Raw genomic sequence first — 17,402 nt, forward strand, 5'->3', positions numbered from 1 at the left:
AAAAGTAACAATGAAAACCAAACTAAAAAATACCTTAATTATGTTGTGCACTTTGCTTAGCCTTAATGTGTACAGCGTTGATAATAAGCCACTTAGCGAGCAAATTGAAAACTTAAAACAGCAAGCAATTGCGCTCAATCGAGACCTATTTATTTTAGAAGAAGATTTACTTTATCCACCGGCGACGCAAATTGCATTTTATGTGGCTACGGACGCCAGTGAACTGTTCACAATTGACTCAATTAAACTCATGGTTGATGACGAGTTAGCAACTCATTATTTATATACCGAAAAGCAAGTTAATGCGCTCGCTAAAGGTGGGGTACATCGTTTGTACCAAGGTAACGTGAAACAAGGTGAGCACCAACTTACTGCTTATGTTATTGGTAAAGGACCGCAAGGTCGCGATATTAAACGTGCAGCCACATTAACCTTTAATAAAGATGATGAGGCAAAAGCAATTGAGCTGGTGATCAGCGCAAACAGCGCGAAAGAGCAAGCAGATTTCACTATTCGAGAAATAGAGTAAGTCATGAGAACCTTGGTTTTTATCACATTGCTCGCGTTGGCCGTCAAAGGGTATGCTGACCCCAATTCCACGCAACAAGCAGCTGTAAGTGATGAGAATTATGGTGTTGCTTTGTATCAGCTCTACCAACAAAACTACCAGCAAGCACTCACCGAATTTGCTATTGCAGATGCCAAAGGTGGCATCGAACATCAAGGGGTTGATGCTCGAGTTGTAAAAGCCGGCGCTGCATTTTCATATGGTTTGCATATGACGGCAGCACGTGACTTTAATGCATTACTGAGTGAGCAAGACCAAGACTTACTGAATTACGCTAAATTGCAGTTAGCGCGGGTTTATTTTGCAAATAACGACGCAAAGCTCGCACAGCAAACGCTATCAGAAATTACCCCTCCAACAGAAGATATGGCGTGGCATAACACGTTTTACTATTTACAAGGGCGACTTGGCTTAGCACTTAGTAACCCTGCACAGGCAAATACTGCGTTATCGCAACTGCCCGTTGAAAGCCAATTACATCACTACCTTGCCCATAACATACTGGTTGGTTCACCAAGCAATCAAGATGCGGCGCTGGCATTATTAACATTGCCAGAATTAGACCAAGAACAGCATGCATTACTTGATAGAAGCTTTCTTGCTTTAGGTTATGCCGCTTTAGAAAATGACCAAGCAACGCATGCCGAACAGGCATTTTCACAAGTGTCACAGCAGTCGCTTTGGTTTAACGAAGCTTTATACGGATTAGCTGCGAGCCTATTAATGCAGCAGCAATACGCCAAAGCCTTGGCCGCACTGAATGTTATTATTGAATCAACAAGCGGAGATGTGTTTGCGAAACACCAGGCATTAACCGCTGAAGCACATGTGTTTGTTAGTACTGAACGTTTTGCACTCGCTGTTGATGCAATAAATGCCGCAGAGCAGCAATTTGTCGCCTTTAATACGCGCATAGATACGGTGAATAAACAGGTCAATAATACGGCATGGCTGCGCGATACGTTACAAAGCGACACTGCGCTTAAAGGTTACATGGATATACTCCAAGTTGGATTATTAAGTGATGATTTTGATGCAAAACGCCATGCGCTTTTTGAGTTAACAGAATTAGCGTCGCAATTTAATGTGCAACAGCGTCAGCTCACTAATTATGCTGCGCTATTGCAAGAAAAGGCAGCCCGTCAAAATCGCATTATCCAAGCTACTAATTTACCAAACTACTTATCTGATTTGCGCCAGCAACAGCAGCAGTTGCAAGTGTTACAAGCATCATTAAATAAGGCTAAAAATACTCGCAGTGGCTTATTAAATAAAACAGAACTGCAAGCGCAAAAGCGTATTTTATCAGCCCAACATAAAATTGACTCACTCAAATCGTCTCGCAATACTGCATTGCAACAAGCGCGCTTAGAACGCTTAAAAGGTATTTTAGTATGGCAGCAAGATTATCAATTTGACGAGCGCTACCAAGCGCATAAGCAGCAACTTGCACAAGCGCAATTTATGCTAGATAAAGCACAGTCGCAATATAATAACAGCCAAGCATTAATTGAATCGCAACGGGATTTTAATGCCCTTAATGAACGGTTGGCAAAAACGCAGCAACAATTGGCATTAAACCAGCAAAGTGTAAATACCCTGATTAATAAGCAAGTCGCTGAAATTCAACAGCTATTGTTGGACGATTTAAAGGCATCATCACAGTTTTTGGCAGATGATGCCTTTAAGTTAAAAGTAATGCGTAGTATCGCGCTTGAAGCACTGGCAATGCAGGCAGATAGTAGCAAAGGTGACGCATTATGAAGCGCTTAACTGTGAGTGTATTGTCATTGAGTTTGACTGCGTGCTTTTTAACGCAGCCAGAACCGGCTAAACGTAACACTTTGGGAGAACTCGACTTAGCGACAGAGTTACCACAAACCACAGTTACAGAAACCGCACCTACACCTGAGCAACTTGCTGCTGCATATCAAGAAATTGTCGCGCTTGCACCTAAAGCAAGTGCACGACAACAAGCTAATAGCCGCTTAGCCCAGTTAAGCTTAGAGCAACAGCAACTCGCGCAAGAACAAGGTGTAACGCAAGATTCTGGCTACTTTGATAATACGGTTAATCAGTATTTGGCGTTGTTGGCAAACTCTGAAGCACTAGATGGGCGAGATGAGGTACTTTATCAATTAGCCAAAGCGTATTTCTTAAAAGGGGATCAGCAAGCGGCATTTGATGTGACGAGCGAACTGATCCGCGACTATCCTGACTTTGTCCATAATGAAGAGCTGATTTTCCGCCAAGGCGAATACATGTTTAACCAAAAGCAGTATGAGCAAGCGAAAAATCGTTACCTAACGCTTGTTGAGAATTATCCCGACTCGCCACTTGCCAGTACATCGCGCTATATGCTGGCGTGGTCAGATTTTAAATTGTTTAACTATCAAGCATCGCTAAATAGCTTTACGCAAGTACTTAGTCTTGCCCTTGAGCAAGATGGTAAGACGGTGCTAAATATTGAGCAGCTTAATAATAGCGACCGTTATTTAGTCGCGGATACATTGCGTATTATGAGTGTGATTTTCTCATATAGTGATTTTGAACAAGATCCGGTTTCTCATTATCAGCAGTATGGTTGGCAAGCGTTTAGCTTTATGAATTTTGACTCGCTGGCAAGTTACTATATCGAGCAAAAACGCTATCTTGATGCGGCCAAAACCTATCAGAGCTTTATTACCACATCGCCAGAGCCAAACCACAAAGTAGATTTTGCCTTGGCGCAAATGTCGGTGTTTAAAAAAGCGAACTTTAAATCATTACTAACGGATTATGAGCTGCAATTTATTCGCGAATTTGGTGTTGGCAGCACCTATTTAGCTACTGAGCCAACAGATGCTCATTATCTTGCGTTAAAGACTCTTGAAAAGAAATACGCAGATCGCAGTTATTATCAAGGGCAACAACTTGCTCAGCAAAATGAAAACGCGATTACTGCGTTTAGCGTGGCCGCTATAGGTTATCAGCGTTATCTCGACACCTTACAACTAAAGCAACAAGGCGATATCGACAGCCATTACTTGTTAGCTGAGAGTTTGTATCAAAGTCAGCAATGGCAAAAAGCATTATCTGAGTACCAAACAATTGCCTATTCAGCCGAGCCGAACAAATACCAAAGTGATGCAGGGTTTGCAGTTGTATCAATTTACAAAACACAGCTTGCTAATAAACAAAGATCACAACGCGGTGACGCAGGGCAACACGAATTTGTAGTTGAAGTCGTTGATAACTGGCTTAAGTTTGCAACCACGTTTAGCACGCACAAATCGGCAAGTACTGTTGTATTACAAGCGTTTAATTTATTATTTGAACGTCAAATGTATGATGTTTTGCTAACTAAGTTCGCGCATGTTAAACAGTTTAGTTTATCTGAATCTGAAATGTATCAAGCGCAGCTGCTTGCGGCACATAGCCATTACAATTTACAAGATTTTGCTAGTGCCGAGAGTGCTTACAAGCAGTTGCTAGCAAAGTCATCGGAGCAAGCATCTTTAGTGCGCGAAAATCTTGCGCAAAGCATGATTAAGCAGGCTGAAGCTTTGGCAGCAACCAATCCGCAGCTCGCAGCAGATAAATACATTGCGTTGTTAACCTTGTTGCCATCCACATTGTATCGTGAGCAAGTACAATACAATTTAACGCAATACCTCATATCGTTGCAGTTATTTAGCCAAGCGAGCAAGTGGGTCGACGATTTTATTACGCGTTATCCAACGTCAAAAAATATTGAGTCGTTGCAAACGCAAAAAATAGCGATTTATAAAAATACACAGCAAGGCGACAAGCTTGCTGCGCAGTACGCCTATCTTGCAACGAGCCACAGTGATGAAAATACGCGTCGTATCTCGCTCTATCAAAGTGCTGAGCATTATCGCAATATGGGCGATATTGAAAATGCGCGTCTGCAGTTTCGTACATACGCTCACAGCTACCCAACACCATTCGCGCAAAACCTGCAGGCAAAAGTAGAACTGGCAAATATTTATCAAAAACAAAATAAAGCCAGTGAACGTCGCTTTTGGTTAAACAAAATTATCGCCGCTTATAAAGTTGCACCCGAGAGTGAACTCACTTGGGCTAAAATCGAGGCTGCCAAAGCAACAGAGGTATTTGCCAACGATGCGTTTTATGTTTACCAAAAGAGTAAATTAACCGTACCGCTAAAAACAAGTCTAGCGCGCAAGCGTAAACATATGGCTGTGGCGCTTGAGCGTTATCAACAGTTGGCAGATTACGCACTTGGCCAGTACTCCACGCAGGCGAATTTTAAGATTGCACAAATCTATCACCTTATGGCGCAAGATATTATGTCGTCAGAAAGGCCAAAGCAGCTTAAAGATCTTGCGTTAGAACAATATGAGTTGTTACTTGAAGAGCAGGCGATACCTTTTGAAGACCAGGCAATAGAGCTGTACGCGCGCAATAATCAATTACTGCATTCAGGTCTTTATGACGAATGGATCAAAAAAACGCTTACCGCCTTAGCTAAGCTAATGCCTGCGCGCTTTGCTAAAAAGGAAGTTGAGCCTGGAGAAAATCATGCAATTTATTAAGCTTTTTTCTATTAATCGCTGTGGCTTATTGGTCTTGCTGTTTTCGTTAGCTGCGTGTCAAACAGCTCCAGAAACTATTAAACAAGCAGAACACCATGCCGAAACAAACGAAGTGCAGGTACCCTTAACCGAGAAAGAAAAGTTACTGCAAGCGCCTAACTATTACCTGCAAACAAACGCATCGGATGATGCAAAAGCCGCGTTTGAAAAAGCGCTTAACTACAAAAATGAGGGAAAATTGGCGCTTGCGAAGCAGCATTTCACTAACCTTACGTTGCAATATCCAAATCTGTCTGGCGCGTATTTGCAATTAGCGTACTTGGCAAAACAAGCAGAGCAAAGCACACAATATTTAGAATATTTAGAGGCGGCAGTAAACGCTAACAAATACAATTACTACGCGGCAAATGAACTGGCGTTATTGAAGCGCGAAAAGGGCGAATTTCGCGAGGCGCTTGCGCTTTATGATTCGGCAATCGCAAGTTGGCCGGGATTTGCAGCAAGTTATATCAACAAAGGCATTCTGTTAGACCTTTACTTAGATCAAAAGGAACAAGCGATAGCGGTGTATAACACATACTTAAAACTTGTTCCTGAAGAGTCTCAAAGCTATCGTCAAGTTGCGACATGGCTTGTGGATTTGGAGCGCCAACTTAAACAACGCGGATCAAACGAAAATGGCTAGATACATAAGTGTTATTTTGCTCTTTTTTGCTGTGCATTCGGTGGCAAAAGAAACACTAAAAGAGCAATCTACTCAAAGCAAAAAAATTGAACTACAAACAACCATATCGGGCTCACAAGAAGAGCCAAAGTTTATGTCAATTTTACCGTGGCAAGACTTGTCACGAGTGACACTACCCAAGCCAAAATTAACGATTAGGCCGCGTCATAAAATTACCGCAATCGACCCTGCAAAGTTACAGCGTCAGATTGCGTTTCATACATCACAAATAAAAACAATAACCAATAATTAACGGTTACATTTGGAGTTTAAAATGGAAAGTTTCGATACTGTTGTCAGATTTTTTCAAGATGGTGGTAGCTTTATGTTACCGATTGCAATCGTGTTAGCGATTGGACTGGCGATTGCCTTAGAGCGCTTTTTTGTGCTGACGGGTGCTAAGTTAGCTAATCAAAAAGCCTTTAAACAGCTCATGCCTCAGTTAGCGAAAGGCGATTATAAGCAAGTGCTTAATCAAAAAAGTAATGCAGGCGTTGCTAAAATTATTAGTTCAGGCCTTGAGCGTATTGAACATACACAGCGCCGTGAAGAAATTGAATATGCGATGGAAGAGCAAGTACTTGAATTAATGCCGCGCCTTGAAAAGCGCACCGCTTATTTAGCTACGCTTGCCAATATCGCTACCTTGCTAGGTTTATTAGGCACGATTATCGGCTTGATTGCGGCCTTTTCGGCGGTTGCTGATGCTGACCCTGCTGAAAAAGCGTCATTGCTTTCGGCAAGTATCTCAGTTGCAATGAACACCACAGCGTTTGGTCTAATTACTGCAATTCCACTGCTACTTTGTCACTCAGTATTACAAACAAAAACAACCGAAATTATTGATGGCTTGGAAATGGCAGGCGTAAAGTGTCTTAATTTATTAACCAAGCAAAATCTCGTTTCGCAAAAAACACGTCAAACAGATTAAGGGGACGACTATGTTTCGCCGCAAGTTGCCAAATAGGCAAGATGCTGAGCTGGATATTACGTCATTTATGAGTTTGATGATTGTGCTTGTGCCTGTGTTGCTGATGATGATGGTGTTTTCGCACATCACCGTGATGCAGTTAAAACTGCCACCATTATTAGCAAATCAAAGTGCTGAGCAGCTCAAAGAAAAAGAACTGCAACTTGAAGTAACTAATGATGCAATCACAATTTACTACCCAGCTGGTGCACCGCTTAAACAGTTTGCCAAGCAAGATGAAACGTATCCATTTGATCAAGTTCAGCTCGCGCTTAAAGATGTAAAAAATCTATTGCTTGAAAAAGGGGTGGATAAAAAAGACATTACCTTATTAATTGCCGAAGACGTTGATTACCAAACCTTGATTACAACGATGGAAACGGTACGTAGTTATCAAGCCGTCGTTGTGGCGTCGGTGGTTGATGCTGAGTTGTTTCCAGATATCGCCTTAGGTGATGCGTTGGTGGAGGCGTTATGAAAAAATCAGTAAGAGCACTTCGTATGGAGCGCCATCATCGCAGAGCAAATCAGCAAGCTAAGTTGAGCTTAGTCTCTCTGATGGATATTTTTACGATTTTAGTTTTTTTCTTAATCGTTAATTCATCAACGGTGCAAGTACTTGATGCAAATAAAAATATTAATTTACCTAAAGCGTCAAAACAAGCGCTCGCAGAAGAAACTTTGGTACTGATGGTGAGTAACAAAGCGCTTATCTTGCAAGGACAATTGATTGCTGACTTAAATGATTTAGATAACGCCAGCGAAGAAGTATTTTCGCCACTTGAGAATGCGCTTAAAGTGCATGCAGAATCAATCGAAGCGGTTGACAATATGCGCCCACTAACCATTATGGCTGACGGCAAAATTGCCTATCATCGTTTAAAGAAGATTATGCAAACCTGCCAGCAAGCAGGGTTTGGTGATTTATCTTTGGCTGTAGAGCAAGTGGCAGAAAAAAGCGGTGGTGAGCAATTATGACAAGCGCCACAGTGAATACCCATTTTGAGCTTTATAACAACTCAGACAATCGCTTATTTACCCGCTTAACGTACGGCTTTTTGGTTTGTACATTAGTATTTGCGGTGATTGTCAAAATTACCGAACTACCCGAGTTAACGAAAGCACAAAAAGCCAAAATACCGCCTAGTTTAACCCGTGTGATTGAGCGCGTTAAAGTTGAGTCTAAGCCTGAAAAGCCGAAGCCAGAAGTTAAGCCCATCGAGCAAAAACCCGAGCCGGTGAAAGAAGTCAAGCCAGAAGTCAAAGCTGAAGTTAAACCTAAAACGCCGACCAAACGAGCGCTTGAAAAAGCGAAGGACGAAGCCAGCCGTGCAGGACTTGTAGCATTAGCGGATGATTTAGCCGCGCTGCGTGATGATTTTAAATTGACGCCATCAACGCAACCTGTGACTAAGGCTCAAGCAACGCGTAAAACGGTTAAAAGCGAAGACGTGAGCGTAAAAGCGAATGCCACACAACCACTTAATATTGCCGATGAACAGCAAGCAAAAGCGAATGTGCAAGCGCTCGCTGATAAATCGCTGGTGGCGTTAGGAGATGAAGTCGTGGCTGAAACAGGGGGTTATCAAAGTGATGTAACCGCAAGTGAAAGCATTAGTGAAGAAGCGTTAGAGCAGCGTAAAGTCGAAGCCATTCGTGCAGTACTTGATAAAAACCAAGGGGCCTTTTACACCCTTTATCGACGTGCTTTACGTAAAAACCCAAGTTTACAGGGTAAGGTAACGGTTGAGATTGTGGTTGCTGGAAATGGCCAAGTTAAGGATTGCCAAATCTTATCTAGTGACTTGAACGATGCGGAACTAGAGCGAAAACTGGTAAATCGTATTCGTATGATCAATTTTGGCTCTGAGTTGGTGTCTGAAACTAAACTCAATTATTCGTTTAATTTCTTACCATTCTAACGCATTAAGTTTCAAACTTAAGCCTTTGTAAAATCTAGCGTGTTGCTCTTTATAAATAGTGTAAAGAGCAATGCGTTTTATGTTATCTGCCTACCTATTTATATTTTTCTTACAAGAAAGTGAACCAACTGACGGTCTATTACTTATATTAGGGGCTGTTTCGGTCTTTGCTAAAATAAGTAAAGGCCTTTTTGTGTTTGAACTTCCACAGTTGAAAATGTGAAAAATGCACAAATATAAACGTACACGCTAGTGCGGCTAAATGCCTAGTGTTACAATATTACAAACTATTCGTTGGAAATGTCGTGGCTGAAGTAAGAGCAAGAGTCCAGCTCAAAGTTGGCAAAGAAAGTAATATCCCTGCAGAAATCGTCTCATTTCATGGTTTGCTAGATGGTGAAGAGCATGTTGCTTTAATTTTTAACAATGCGGATAAAGAACAAAACCCGTTAGTGCGTATGCACTCAGAATGTTTAACCGGTGATGTGTTTCATTCATCACGTTGTGATTGTGGCGAACAACTTGAAGAGTGCATTCATACTATGCACCAACAAGGCGGAATTATTTTATACCTTCGCCAAGAAGGTCGTGGTATTGGTTTATACAATAAAATTGATGCATACGTACTGCAATCGCAAGGTATGAATACCTATGAAGCGAATAATCATTTAGGGTTTGCCGACGATTTACGTGAATTTAGAGATGCGGCCTTAATGCTCACTGCATTGGGTGTAGATAAAGTAAAATTGATGACGAACAATCCACGCAAGATCAAAGAATTGACAGAAGCGGGTATTGAAGTTGCAGAGCAAGTAGGCACTTCTGCGCACGTAAAAGATGGAAACGAAGCCTATTTGGCTGCAAAAGTTTCACGTGGTTCACATATGCTGGATTTAACGCAAGTAAAAAAGTAGCATAGGCATATCGTGTTGATTTATTAACGCTCCATTTTATGGAGCGTTTTCATTTATAAGAAAATAAAATGGCAGTAGAAATACGTATTTTTAAGGCGAAAGCAGGACTAAATTGGTTTAAGGCAGGGTGGGAGTTATTCAAAGCTCAGCCGGGTACCTTTATTTTAATGCACTTGTTTATTGGTGTGTTGTCGTTAATTGCTTTGGTGGCGCCTATTTTTCAATTACCAGCCGCGCTTGCAATGCCATTTTTTACTGCAGGCTTTTATCGTGCCATGCTTAATCGTCAGCAAGGTAAGCAAATTGCGTTTACCGACCTGTTTGATGTATTTAGCGAAGTAGGGCGCCGTTTAATGCTGTTTCGCTTAGGTTTGTATCACCTGTTTGGTGGTTTTATATTAGCCCTTTTAACGACTACCCTGTTCCAAGGCCTGAGCGAACCAATTAATGCTTATTTGCAGGCGGTAGAATCACAGAACGTTGATTTAGTGCAACTGCACGCACAGCAGGTGATTGATAGCATTCAAATATCTAATATTATTGTTTTGGTTGCGGCTTATTCGCTCTATACCATGTGTTTTGCTTTCACCATTCCGTTGGTTTACTTTTCTAAAAACAACAGCATTTTAGAGTGTATTAAAGCAAGTCTATTAGTGTTTTGGCACAATATGGCAGCACTGGGTGTATTTGGTGCAATTTCAACAGGGCTTATCTTATTTGCAGCGTTTTTGTCGTTTATTCCACTGTTATTCATTTTACCTATTCTTTACGCTGGATTTTTTGTGTCTTTTCAAGCGATGTTTATGTCAGCCATGGTTGAGCAAACAAAACCGCAAAACAGTGACGACACCCCGAGTGATAATCACGATAGATTTGATGCTTAATGACCGAAAAAGAACAAGCAAAATTAAAAAATTATGTGCTTTGGTTATTGTCTCGACAAGAGTATTCCAAAGCACAAATCGCCAAAAAATTAACTAGCCGTTGTGAAGATACAGGGTTTATTGAAGAGCTAATTGCATGGTGTGAAGAGTATGGCTTTATTGATGACGTGCGTTACGCTGAAAGCTTTGTACGACGCCAGATAAATAAAGGTTTAGGATTGATGCGTATTAAAAATGAAGCGTATCAAAAAGGGGTTAATGCAGACCTAGTACAAACTATTGTCGAAGAATTAGAAATAGACTGGTATCTGCAGGCCCAATCCGCATATAATAAGAAATTCGCTTATACAAGTAGTTCCCTCGATTTTAAAGAAAAAGCGAAGCGCATTCGCTATATGAGCTATCGAGGTTTTAATCATGAACAAATTGAATTTGCAATGCAAACAAGTCCGTCAAACGAATGAGAGGTAGCATGCAGCATATGACGACCGCGGAAATCCGCAACGCGTTTCTAAATTATTTCGCATCAGAACAACACCAAGTGGTGCCATCAAGTTCATTGGTACCAGGTAACGATCCTACTTTACTATTTACCAATGCCGGTATGGTGCAGTTTAAAGATGTATTTCTAGGCGGTGAGCGCCGTCCATACAACCGTGCAACTAGTTCACAGCGCTGTGTACGTGCCGGTGGTAAGCACAATGATTTAGAAAATGTAGGTTATACTGCACGTCACCATACCTTCTTTGAAATGCTGGGTAACTTCAGCTTTGGCAACTACTTTAAGCAAGATGCAATTAAGTTTGCATGGCAGTTCTTAACGGATGTAATCAAGTTACCGAAAGAGAAGCTGTTAGTAACGGTTTATCACACCGATGATGAAGCGTTTGATATCTGGCACAAAGAGATGGGACTTGCTGAAGACAAGATTATTCGCATCGATACGGCTGATAATTTCTGGTCGATGGGTGATACAGGCCCGTGTGGTCCATGTTCTGAAATTTTCTACGATCACGGTGAAGAAATTTGGGGTGGTCCTCCGGGCAGCCCAGAAGAAGACGGTGACCGTTTTATCGAAATCTGGAACCTAGTATTTATGCAATACAACCGTCACGCTGACGGTACAATGGAACCTTTACCGAGCCAATCTGTTGATACAGGTATGGGCCTTGAGCGTATCTCTGCGATTATGCAGGGCGTTCACTCAAACTACGAAATCGATATTTTCCAAAATTTAATTAAAGCTGCGGCTGCGGTTACTAATGCGCAAGATTTAGAAGATAAATCATTACGCGTTATTGCAGACCATATTCGTTCGTGTGCGTTTTTAATTGCCGATGGTGTGATGCCGTCAAACGAAGGTCGTGGTTATGTTTTACGTCGTATTATTCGTCGTGCAGTGCGTCACGGTAATAAGTTAGGTGCAACTGAAACCTTCTTCCATAAGTTAGTTGCGGCACTTGCAACTGAAATGGGTGAAGCGTACCCAGAGCTAATCAAGCAACAAGCGATTATCGAAAAAGTACTGCGTATTGAAGAAGAGCAATTCGGTAAAACCCTTGACCGTGGTCTAGCAATTCTAGAAGAAAGCTTAAAAGATCTTAAAGGCGACGTGATCCCAGGTGACCTTGTATTTAAGCTTTACGATACTTATGGTTTTCCAGCGGATTTAACCGCTGATGTTGCGCGTGAACGCTTTATGACAATTGATGAGCGTGGCTTCCAAGAAGCAATGGAAGTGCAACGTAAACAAGCGCAGCAAGCTGGTAAATTTGGCGCTGATTACAACGACCAATTAAAGTCAGAGAAAACCACTGAATTTAAAGGCTACGATAGCGAGCAGTATACAGGTACTGTGGTAGAGCTATTTAGCGGTGCAGATGCCGTGTCAGTATTAGAAGATGGTCAGCAAGGTATTGTTGTACTCGACCGCACACCTTTCTATGCTGAAAGTGGTGGTCAGGTTGGCGACACAGGTATTTTAAAAGTTGCTAATGGCGAATTTATTGTTGAAGACACTACTAAGCTTGGTAATGCATTTGCGCACAAAGGTAAAGTAGTTGGTCGCATTGGTATCAATGATCGTGTGGATGCGCAAGTCGATGCATCGCGTCGTGATAATACTAAGAAAAACCACACTGCAACGCACTTATTACACGAAGCGCTTCGTGTTGTGCTTGGTGATCATGTAACACAAAAAGGTTCATTAAATGATCCTGAGCGTTTACGTTTTGACTTTTCACACTTTGAAGCAGTAACAAAAGAAGAGTTACAACGCATTGAAGATATGGTGAACCTAGAGATCCGTAAAAACATTGATCTAAATACTGAGTTGATGGCAATTGACGCTGCGAAAGAAAAAGGCGCAATGGCATTATTCGGTGAAAAATACGATGATGAAGTACGCGTAGTGAGCATTGGTGATTTCTCAATTGAACTATGTGGTGGTACGCACGTTAAGCGCACCGGCGACATCGGTCTATTCAAGATTGTGTCGGAAGGCGGTATTGCCGCAGGTGTACGTCGTATTGAAGCGGTGACAGGTGAAGGTGCCGTTGCATATATTAACAAACAAGCAGAAACCCTGTCTGCAATCGCTGCGTTAGTGAAAGGCGATGGCAACAATGTGTTAGATAAAGTGTCAGCGCTAGTTGAGCGTGCGAAAGGCCTTGAAAAAGAAATTGCGCAACTTAACGATAAACTTGCCAGCGCTGCGGGCGCGTCATTACTTGATGCGGTTGTAGACGTTAATGGTGTTAAATTACTCGTTGCTAACGTTGAGGGCACTGAGTCTAAAGCGCTACGTGGCATGGTTGATGATCTTAAGAACAAACTCGGTTCTGGCATTATCGCGTTAGGTGTTGCAAATGGCGACAAAGTAAGCCTAATTGCGGGTGTGACAAAAGACTTAACGGGTCAGTTCAAGGCGGGTGAGCTTGTAAACCACATGGCATCGCAAGTTGGCGGTAAAGGTGGCGGTCGCCCAGATATGGCGCAAGCAGGCGGTTCACAACCTGAAAACTTAAGCTCGGCACTTGAAAGTGTAAACGCTTGGGTGAGTGAGCGCGCTTAAACTTGGCGTTATTAGTTAAAAAGTTTGGCGGCACTTCAGTTGGTTCTATAGAGCGTATTGAAGCTGTCGCTGACCTTGTTGTACGTTCTAAACAACAAGGGCATCAAATTGTCGTAGTGGTGTCGGCAATGTCCGGCGAAACTAATCGTTTAATTAACCTCGCAAATCAAATTGATTCCAATCCAAGTTCTCGCGAACTCGATGTACTGCTAACTACCGGTGAGCAAGTCTCAGTGGCGCTTCTTGCCATGGCGATTATCAAACGTGGTCATTCTGCGATTAGCTTACTCGCTGATCAGGCAGGTATTATGACGGATAATCTATTTGGTAAAGCGCGTATTCAGATGATCCCGCCAAAGCGTTTGAATCAGGAACTCGAGCAAGGTCGCATTGTGATCCTTGCTGGATTTCAAGGTCGTGATATCGAAGGTAATATCACCACGCTTGGCCGCGGAGGCACGGATACCACAGCGGTAGAAGTGGCAGCAGTAATCAACGCGGATGAATGCCAAATTTATACTGATGTAAATGGTGTTTATACAACCGATCCACGCGTTGAGCCAAAAGCAAAACGCATGGATTATGTTACCTTTGAAGAAATGCTGGAGCTTGCTAGCTTAGGTGCAAAAGTACTGCAAATTCGTTCAGTGGAAGCTGCCGGTAGGCATAACCTACCTTTACGTGTGCTTTCAACATTTGAGCCGGATCACGGAACACTGATTAGTTATGAGGAAAACCCTATGAATTCTAAAGTAGTTTCAGGCATCGCGTTTAGTAAAGATGAAGTACTCATTAAAGTACATAATTTGGATAATACGCCTGAACAACTCGCTGAATTATTAGAAGTATTCTCTGATAATAATATAGAAATTGACATGATCAGTAATTTTTCCTGCAAAGGCGATAAAGTCGGCTATGCTTTAACTGTACATGCAGTCGATTCGCAGTTGGCAGAAAAGTTAATTAAACAAAATCTTACAACTCTTAATGCGGATTCAGTTACAGTTAATGAAACTGTTGCTAAGATTTCTATAGTTGGCATAGGAATGAAATCTAATGCTGGGGTAGCAGGAAGGCTATTTCGTGCATTAGCGAATGAAAATATTAACGTTCAACTTATTTCAACGTCGGAGATAAAAGTCTCAGTTTTAGTAGATGAGAAGTACCTAGAATTGGGAGTTAGAGCTTTACATAGTGCTTTTTCTTTAGACCAGTAAAAGTTTCTAACTTTTTGAATAATATTCATGTAAAATGGAATTGATACGGAATCTTTAAACTTTGGATATTTAGGAGCAAAGAATGCTAATTTTGACTCGTCGCGTAGGTGAAACCCTAATGATTGGGGATGAAGTTACAGTTACTGTACTTGGCGTAAAAGGAAATCAAGTACGTATCGGTGTTAATGCACCAAAAGATGTTTCAGTACATCGTGAAGAAATTTATATGCGTATTCAAGCTGAGAAAGCAGGTGCTGAACCAGGCAACGAATAGTTTAAAGCAGAATTTTAAGAGCCAGCATTTTATGCTGGCTTTTTTTGTTTTTATTGTATTGTCAGGGCCTTGTGGACTGATATGATGTATACAATTTTAACAATCAGACAGAACGCTATGATCAAACAAACTTCTCTCGCGTTTGCTGTAGGCCTTGCACTAACAGGCTGTATGGATACGCAAACAACTACACAAAAAACATCAGTCGAACAAGCGGCAACAGAGCAATCAGCTCAAATTTCAGAAAATCAAAAACTAAATCAACTGGTAGAAACTTACTTCGATGAGGCGTTAGCATTCTCACCTGTGTCAGGTACTTATGTCGGTGAGTCTCAGTACAATAATCAGTGGAGCCCGGCAATTAATGCAGAGAATAGAGCAAAAGCCACTGCATTTACTAAAAAGTATCAGGCTAAACTTGCTGAAATTGACGCGTCAAAACTAACAGGACAAGACCTACTAAGTTATCAAATTTTCAAGCGTGACTTAGCACTATCACTTGAAGCGGAGCAATTTCCAAGTTACTTAATTCCCATTGATCAAATGGCGGGTCAGCATAACACCTTTGCCAGCCTTGGCTCGGGTAAAAGTGCGCAACCGTTTTCTACTAAAGCCCAGTTTGACGATTTTATTGGCCGTGCAAATGGTTTTGTAACTTGGCTCGAAAGTGTTGAAGCAAATATGCGTGAAGGCATCAAGCAAAATGTGACTTTGCCGCAAGTACTAGCCAAAAAACTACTGCCACAATTCCAAGCGCACGTTGTATCGGATCATACGCAAAGTGTTTTTTGGATGCCTGTGGCTGAAATGCCAGACAGTATTTCTGCAAAAGATAAAGCGCAAATCGAAGAAGACTATCAAGCGCTTATTCTGAACACGCTTGTACCAGCATACGCAAAAATGGCTAAATTCTTAGAGCAAGAATACATTCCAGCTGCAAACGAGAAAGTAGGTTATGCAAACTTACCAAATGGTAAAACTTGGTACGAGTTCTTAATCAAACAACACACCACGCTTGATTTAAATGCCGATGAAATTCACGAAATTGGTTTGAGTGAAGTAGAGCGCATTTTAAATGAAATGAAAGGCGTAAAAGAAGCCGTTGGTTTTGAAGGTGATTTAGCCGCATTTTTTGTTCATTTACGTGATAGCGATGAATTCTACTATGATAAGCCTGAAGACCTTGTAAAAGCGTATGAAGATGTAAAAGTTAAGATTGATGCTAAGTTGCCAAAACTCTTCGATATTGCGCCTAAGGCAGATTACGTAGTTAAACCAGTAGAAGCATTTAGAGCGGCATCTGCTGCGGGCGCTTCTTACCAAGCCCCAGCACCAGATGGTTCAAGACCGGGTGTGTTTTACATCAATACACATAACCTAAAAGCGCAGCCTAAGTTTTTACTTGAAACGCTCTCTATTCACGAGGCAGCGCCTGGCCACCATTTCCAAATTGCATTACAACAAGAAGTAGAAGGTTTACCTCGCTTTAGAAAATTTGGTGGCTACACCGTGTTTGCTGAAGGTTGGGCACTGTATGCGGAAAGTTTAGGTAAAGAGCTGGGCTTATTTACTGACCCTTACATGTGGTACGGACGTTTAGTTGATGAGCAATTACGTGCGATGCGCCTGGTATTAGATACCGGTTTCCATGCCAAAGGTTGGACACGTGAACAGGGTATCGAATACATGAAAGCAAATTCATCTATGGCTGAAAGTGACATTATTTCAGAAGTTGAGCGTTATATCGGTTGGCCTGGTCAAGCGCTATCATATAAGTTGGGTGAATTTAAAATCCGCGAGCTTCGTGAAAAAGCAAAAGCAGCGCTTGGTGACAAATTTGATATTAAAGCGTTCCATACACAAATTTTAATTGATGGTGCACTGCCAATGCCTACTTTAGAAGCTAAACTAGATAGCTGGATTGAAAGTGTAAAATAAGCAAATTTAAGTAGCAGTTTCGGCTGCTACTTAAGACAAAAACTTGTATATTCTAGCCGACTTGGCTACAAAAATAAGCAAACTGCATATTCTGTGAACGAACAGAAAAAATATGACTAAAATTGTTTGACTTATTTTCAATAGGCTTTAATATACGCACCCACAAGACGGAGAGGTGGCCGAGTGGCCGAAGGCGCTCCCCTGCTAAGGGAGTATAGGGTTTGTAGCTCTATCGAGGGTTCGAATCCCTCCTTCTCCGCCATGTCTTGTACGGACGCGTAGCTCAGCTGGATAGAGTACCTGGCTACGAACCAGGCGGTCGGAGGTTCGAATCCTCCCGCGTCCGCCACTTTACTAAA

At 41.8% G+C, this 17,402-nt stretch carries 16 protein-coding genes and 2 tRNA genes; all 18 read left to right on the plus strand.

The genetic code is table 11. The features are described 5' to 3' along the window. The first annotated feature begins 10 nt into the window (after positions 1 to 10). The 18 genes from AN214_RS18245 (at position 11) to AN214_RS18330 (ending at position 17,392) form a co-directional block, all read left to right on the plus strand. Complete coding sequence (locus AN214_RS18245) at positions 11 to 529, plus strand: hypothetical protein (RefSeq protein WP_054981019.1); 519 nt, start codon at positions 11 to 13, stop codon at positions 527 to 529. A gap of 3 nt (positions 530 to 532) precedes the next feature. After that, positions 533 to 2,332, plus strand: coding sequence for a hypothetical protein (locus AN214_RS18250; RefSeq protein WP_054981020.1), 1,800 nt, complete (start codon positions 533 to 535; stop codon positions 2,330 to 2,332). Further along, the gene (locus AN214_RS18255; protein WP_054981021.1) at positions 2,329 to 5,127 is read left to right on the plus strand and encodes a tetratricopeptide repeat protein; all 2,799 of its coding nucleotides are present in this window, start codon (positions 2,329 to 2,331) and stop codon (positions 5,125 to 5,127) included. Before AN214_RS18250 ends, AN214_RS18255 begins: the two co-directional genes overlap by 4 nt. After that, the gene (locus tag AN214_RS18260; RefSeq protein ID WP_054981022.1) at positions 5,114 to 5,812 is read left to right on the plus strand and encodes a hypothetical protein; all 699 of its coding nucleotides are present in this window, start codon (positions 5,114 to 5,116) and stop codon (positions 5,810 to 5,812) included. The genes AN214_RS18255 and AN214_RS18260 overlap by 14 nt, the downstream gene beginning before the upstream one ends. Then, the gene (locus AN214_RS18265; RefSeq protein ID WP_054981023.1) at positions 5,805 to 6,104 is read left to right on the plus strand and encodes a hypothetical protein; all 300 of its coding nucleotides are present in this window, start codon (positions 5,805 to 5,807) and stop codon (positions 6,102 to 6,104) included. The genes AN214_RS18260 and AN214_RS18265 overlap by 8 nt, the downstream gene beginning before the upstream one ends. Before the next feature lie 21 nt (positions 6,105 to 6,125). Then, the gene (locus tag AN214_RS18270; protein WP_054981024.1) at positions 6,126 to 6,782 is read left to right on the plus strand and encodes a MotA/TolQ/ExbB proton channel family protein; all 657 of its coding nucleotides are present in this window, start codon (positions 6,126 to 6,128) and stop codon (positions 6,780 to 6,782) included. Between the two features lie 10 nt (positions 6,783 to 6,792). Continuing rightward, positions 6,793 to 7,299, plus strand: coding sequence for a biopolymer transporter ExbD (locus tag AN214_RS18275; RefSeq protein WP_010559592.1), 507 nt, complete (start codon positions 6,793 to 6,795; stop codon positions 7,297 to 7,299). Next, positions 7,296 to 7,799: a biopolymer transporter ExbD gene (locus tag AN214_RS18280; RefSeq protein WP_054981025.1), complete on the plus strand. Its 504-nt coding sequence runs from the start codon at positions 7,296 to 7,298 to the stop codon at positions 7,797 to 7,799. Before AN214_RS18275 ends, AN214_RS18280 begins: the two co-directional genes overlap by 4 nt. Further along, the gene (locus AN214_RS18285; protein WP_054981026.1) at positions 7,796 to 8,743 is read left to right on the plus strand and encodes an AgmX/PglI C-terminal domain-containing protein; all 948 of its coding nucleotides are present in this window, start codon (positions 7,796 to 7,798) and stop codon (positions 8,741 to 8,743) included. Before AN214_RS18280 ends, AN214_RS18285 begins: the two co-directional genes overlap by 4 nt. A 305-nt stretch (positions 8,744 to 9,048) precedes the next feature. After that, the gene (ribA, locus tag AN214_RS18290; protein WP_054981027.1) at positions 9,049 to 9,657 is read left to right on the plus strand and encodes a GTP cyclohydrolase II; all 609 of its coding nucleotides are present in this window, start codon (positions 9,049 to 9,051) and stop codon (positions 9,655 to 9,657) included. A gap of 68 nt (positions 9,658 to 9,725) precedes the next feature. Then, positions 9,726 to 10,541 carry a BPSS1780 family membrane protein gene (locus tag AN214_RS18295; protein WP_054981028.1) on the plus strand — a complete coding sequence of 272 codons (816 nt, stop codon included), beginning with the start codon at positions 9,726 to 9,728 and terminating at the stop codon, positions 10,539 to 10,541. Then, positions 10,541 to 11,005 (plus strand): regulatory protein RecX, encoded by a 465-nt coding sequence (locus AN214_RS18300; RefSeq protein ID WP_054981029.1) that lies wholly within the window; start codon positions 10,541 to 10,543, stop codon positions 11,003 to 11,005. Before AN214_RS18295 ends, AN214_RS18300 begins: the two co-directional genes overlap by 1 nt. Positions 11,006 to 11,013: 8 nt before the next feature. Further along, on the plus strand, positions 11,014 to 13,614 hold the full coding sequence (alaS, locus tag AN214_RS18305) for an alanine--tRNA ligase (protein WP_054981032.1): 2,601 nt from the start codon (positions 11,014 to 11,016) through the stop codon (positions 13,612 to 13,614). A gap of 2 nt (positions 13,615 to 13,616) precedes the next feature. Then, positions 13,617 to 14,831: an aspartate kinase gene (locus tag AN214_RS18310; protein WP_054981030.1), complete on the plus strand. Its 1,215-nt coding sequence runs from the start codon at positions 13,617 to 13,619 to the stop codon at positions 14,829 to 14,831. Positions 14,832 to 14,913: 82 nt separating this feature from the next. After that, positions 14,914 to 15,105, plus strand: a complete 192-nt coding sequence (csrA, locus tag AN214_RS18315) for a carbon storage regulator CsrA (protein ID WP_010559600.1) — start codon at positions 14,914 to 14,916, stop codon at positions 15,103 to 15,105. Positions 15,106 to 15,222: 117 nt separating this feature from the next. Further along, positions 15,223 to 17,043, plus strand: coding sequence for a DUF885 family protein (locus AN214_RS18320; RefSeq protein WP_054981033.1), 1,821 nt, complete (start codon positions 15,223 to 15,225; stop codon positions 17,041 to 17,043). 169 nt (positions 17,044 to 17,212) lie between these two features. Then, positions 17,213 to 17,305 (plus strand) — tRNA-Ser (locus AN214_RS18325). A 10-nt stretch (positions 17,306 to 17,315) separates the two neighbouring features. Then, positions 17,316 to 17,392, plus strand: a tRNA-Arg gene (locus AN214_RS18330). Positions 17,393 to 17,402: the final 10 nt, after the last annotated feature.

Origin of the sequence: Pseudoalteromonas sp. P1-9 (assembly GCF_001399975.1) — a bacterium.
GTDB lineage: Bacteria > Pseudomonadota > Gammaproteobacteria > Enterobacterales > Alteromonadaceae > Pseudoalteromonas.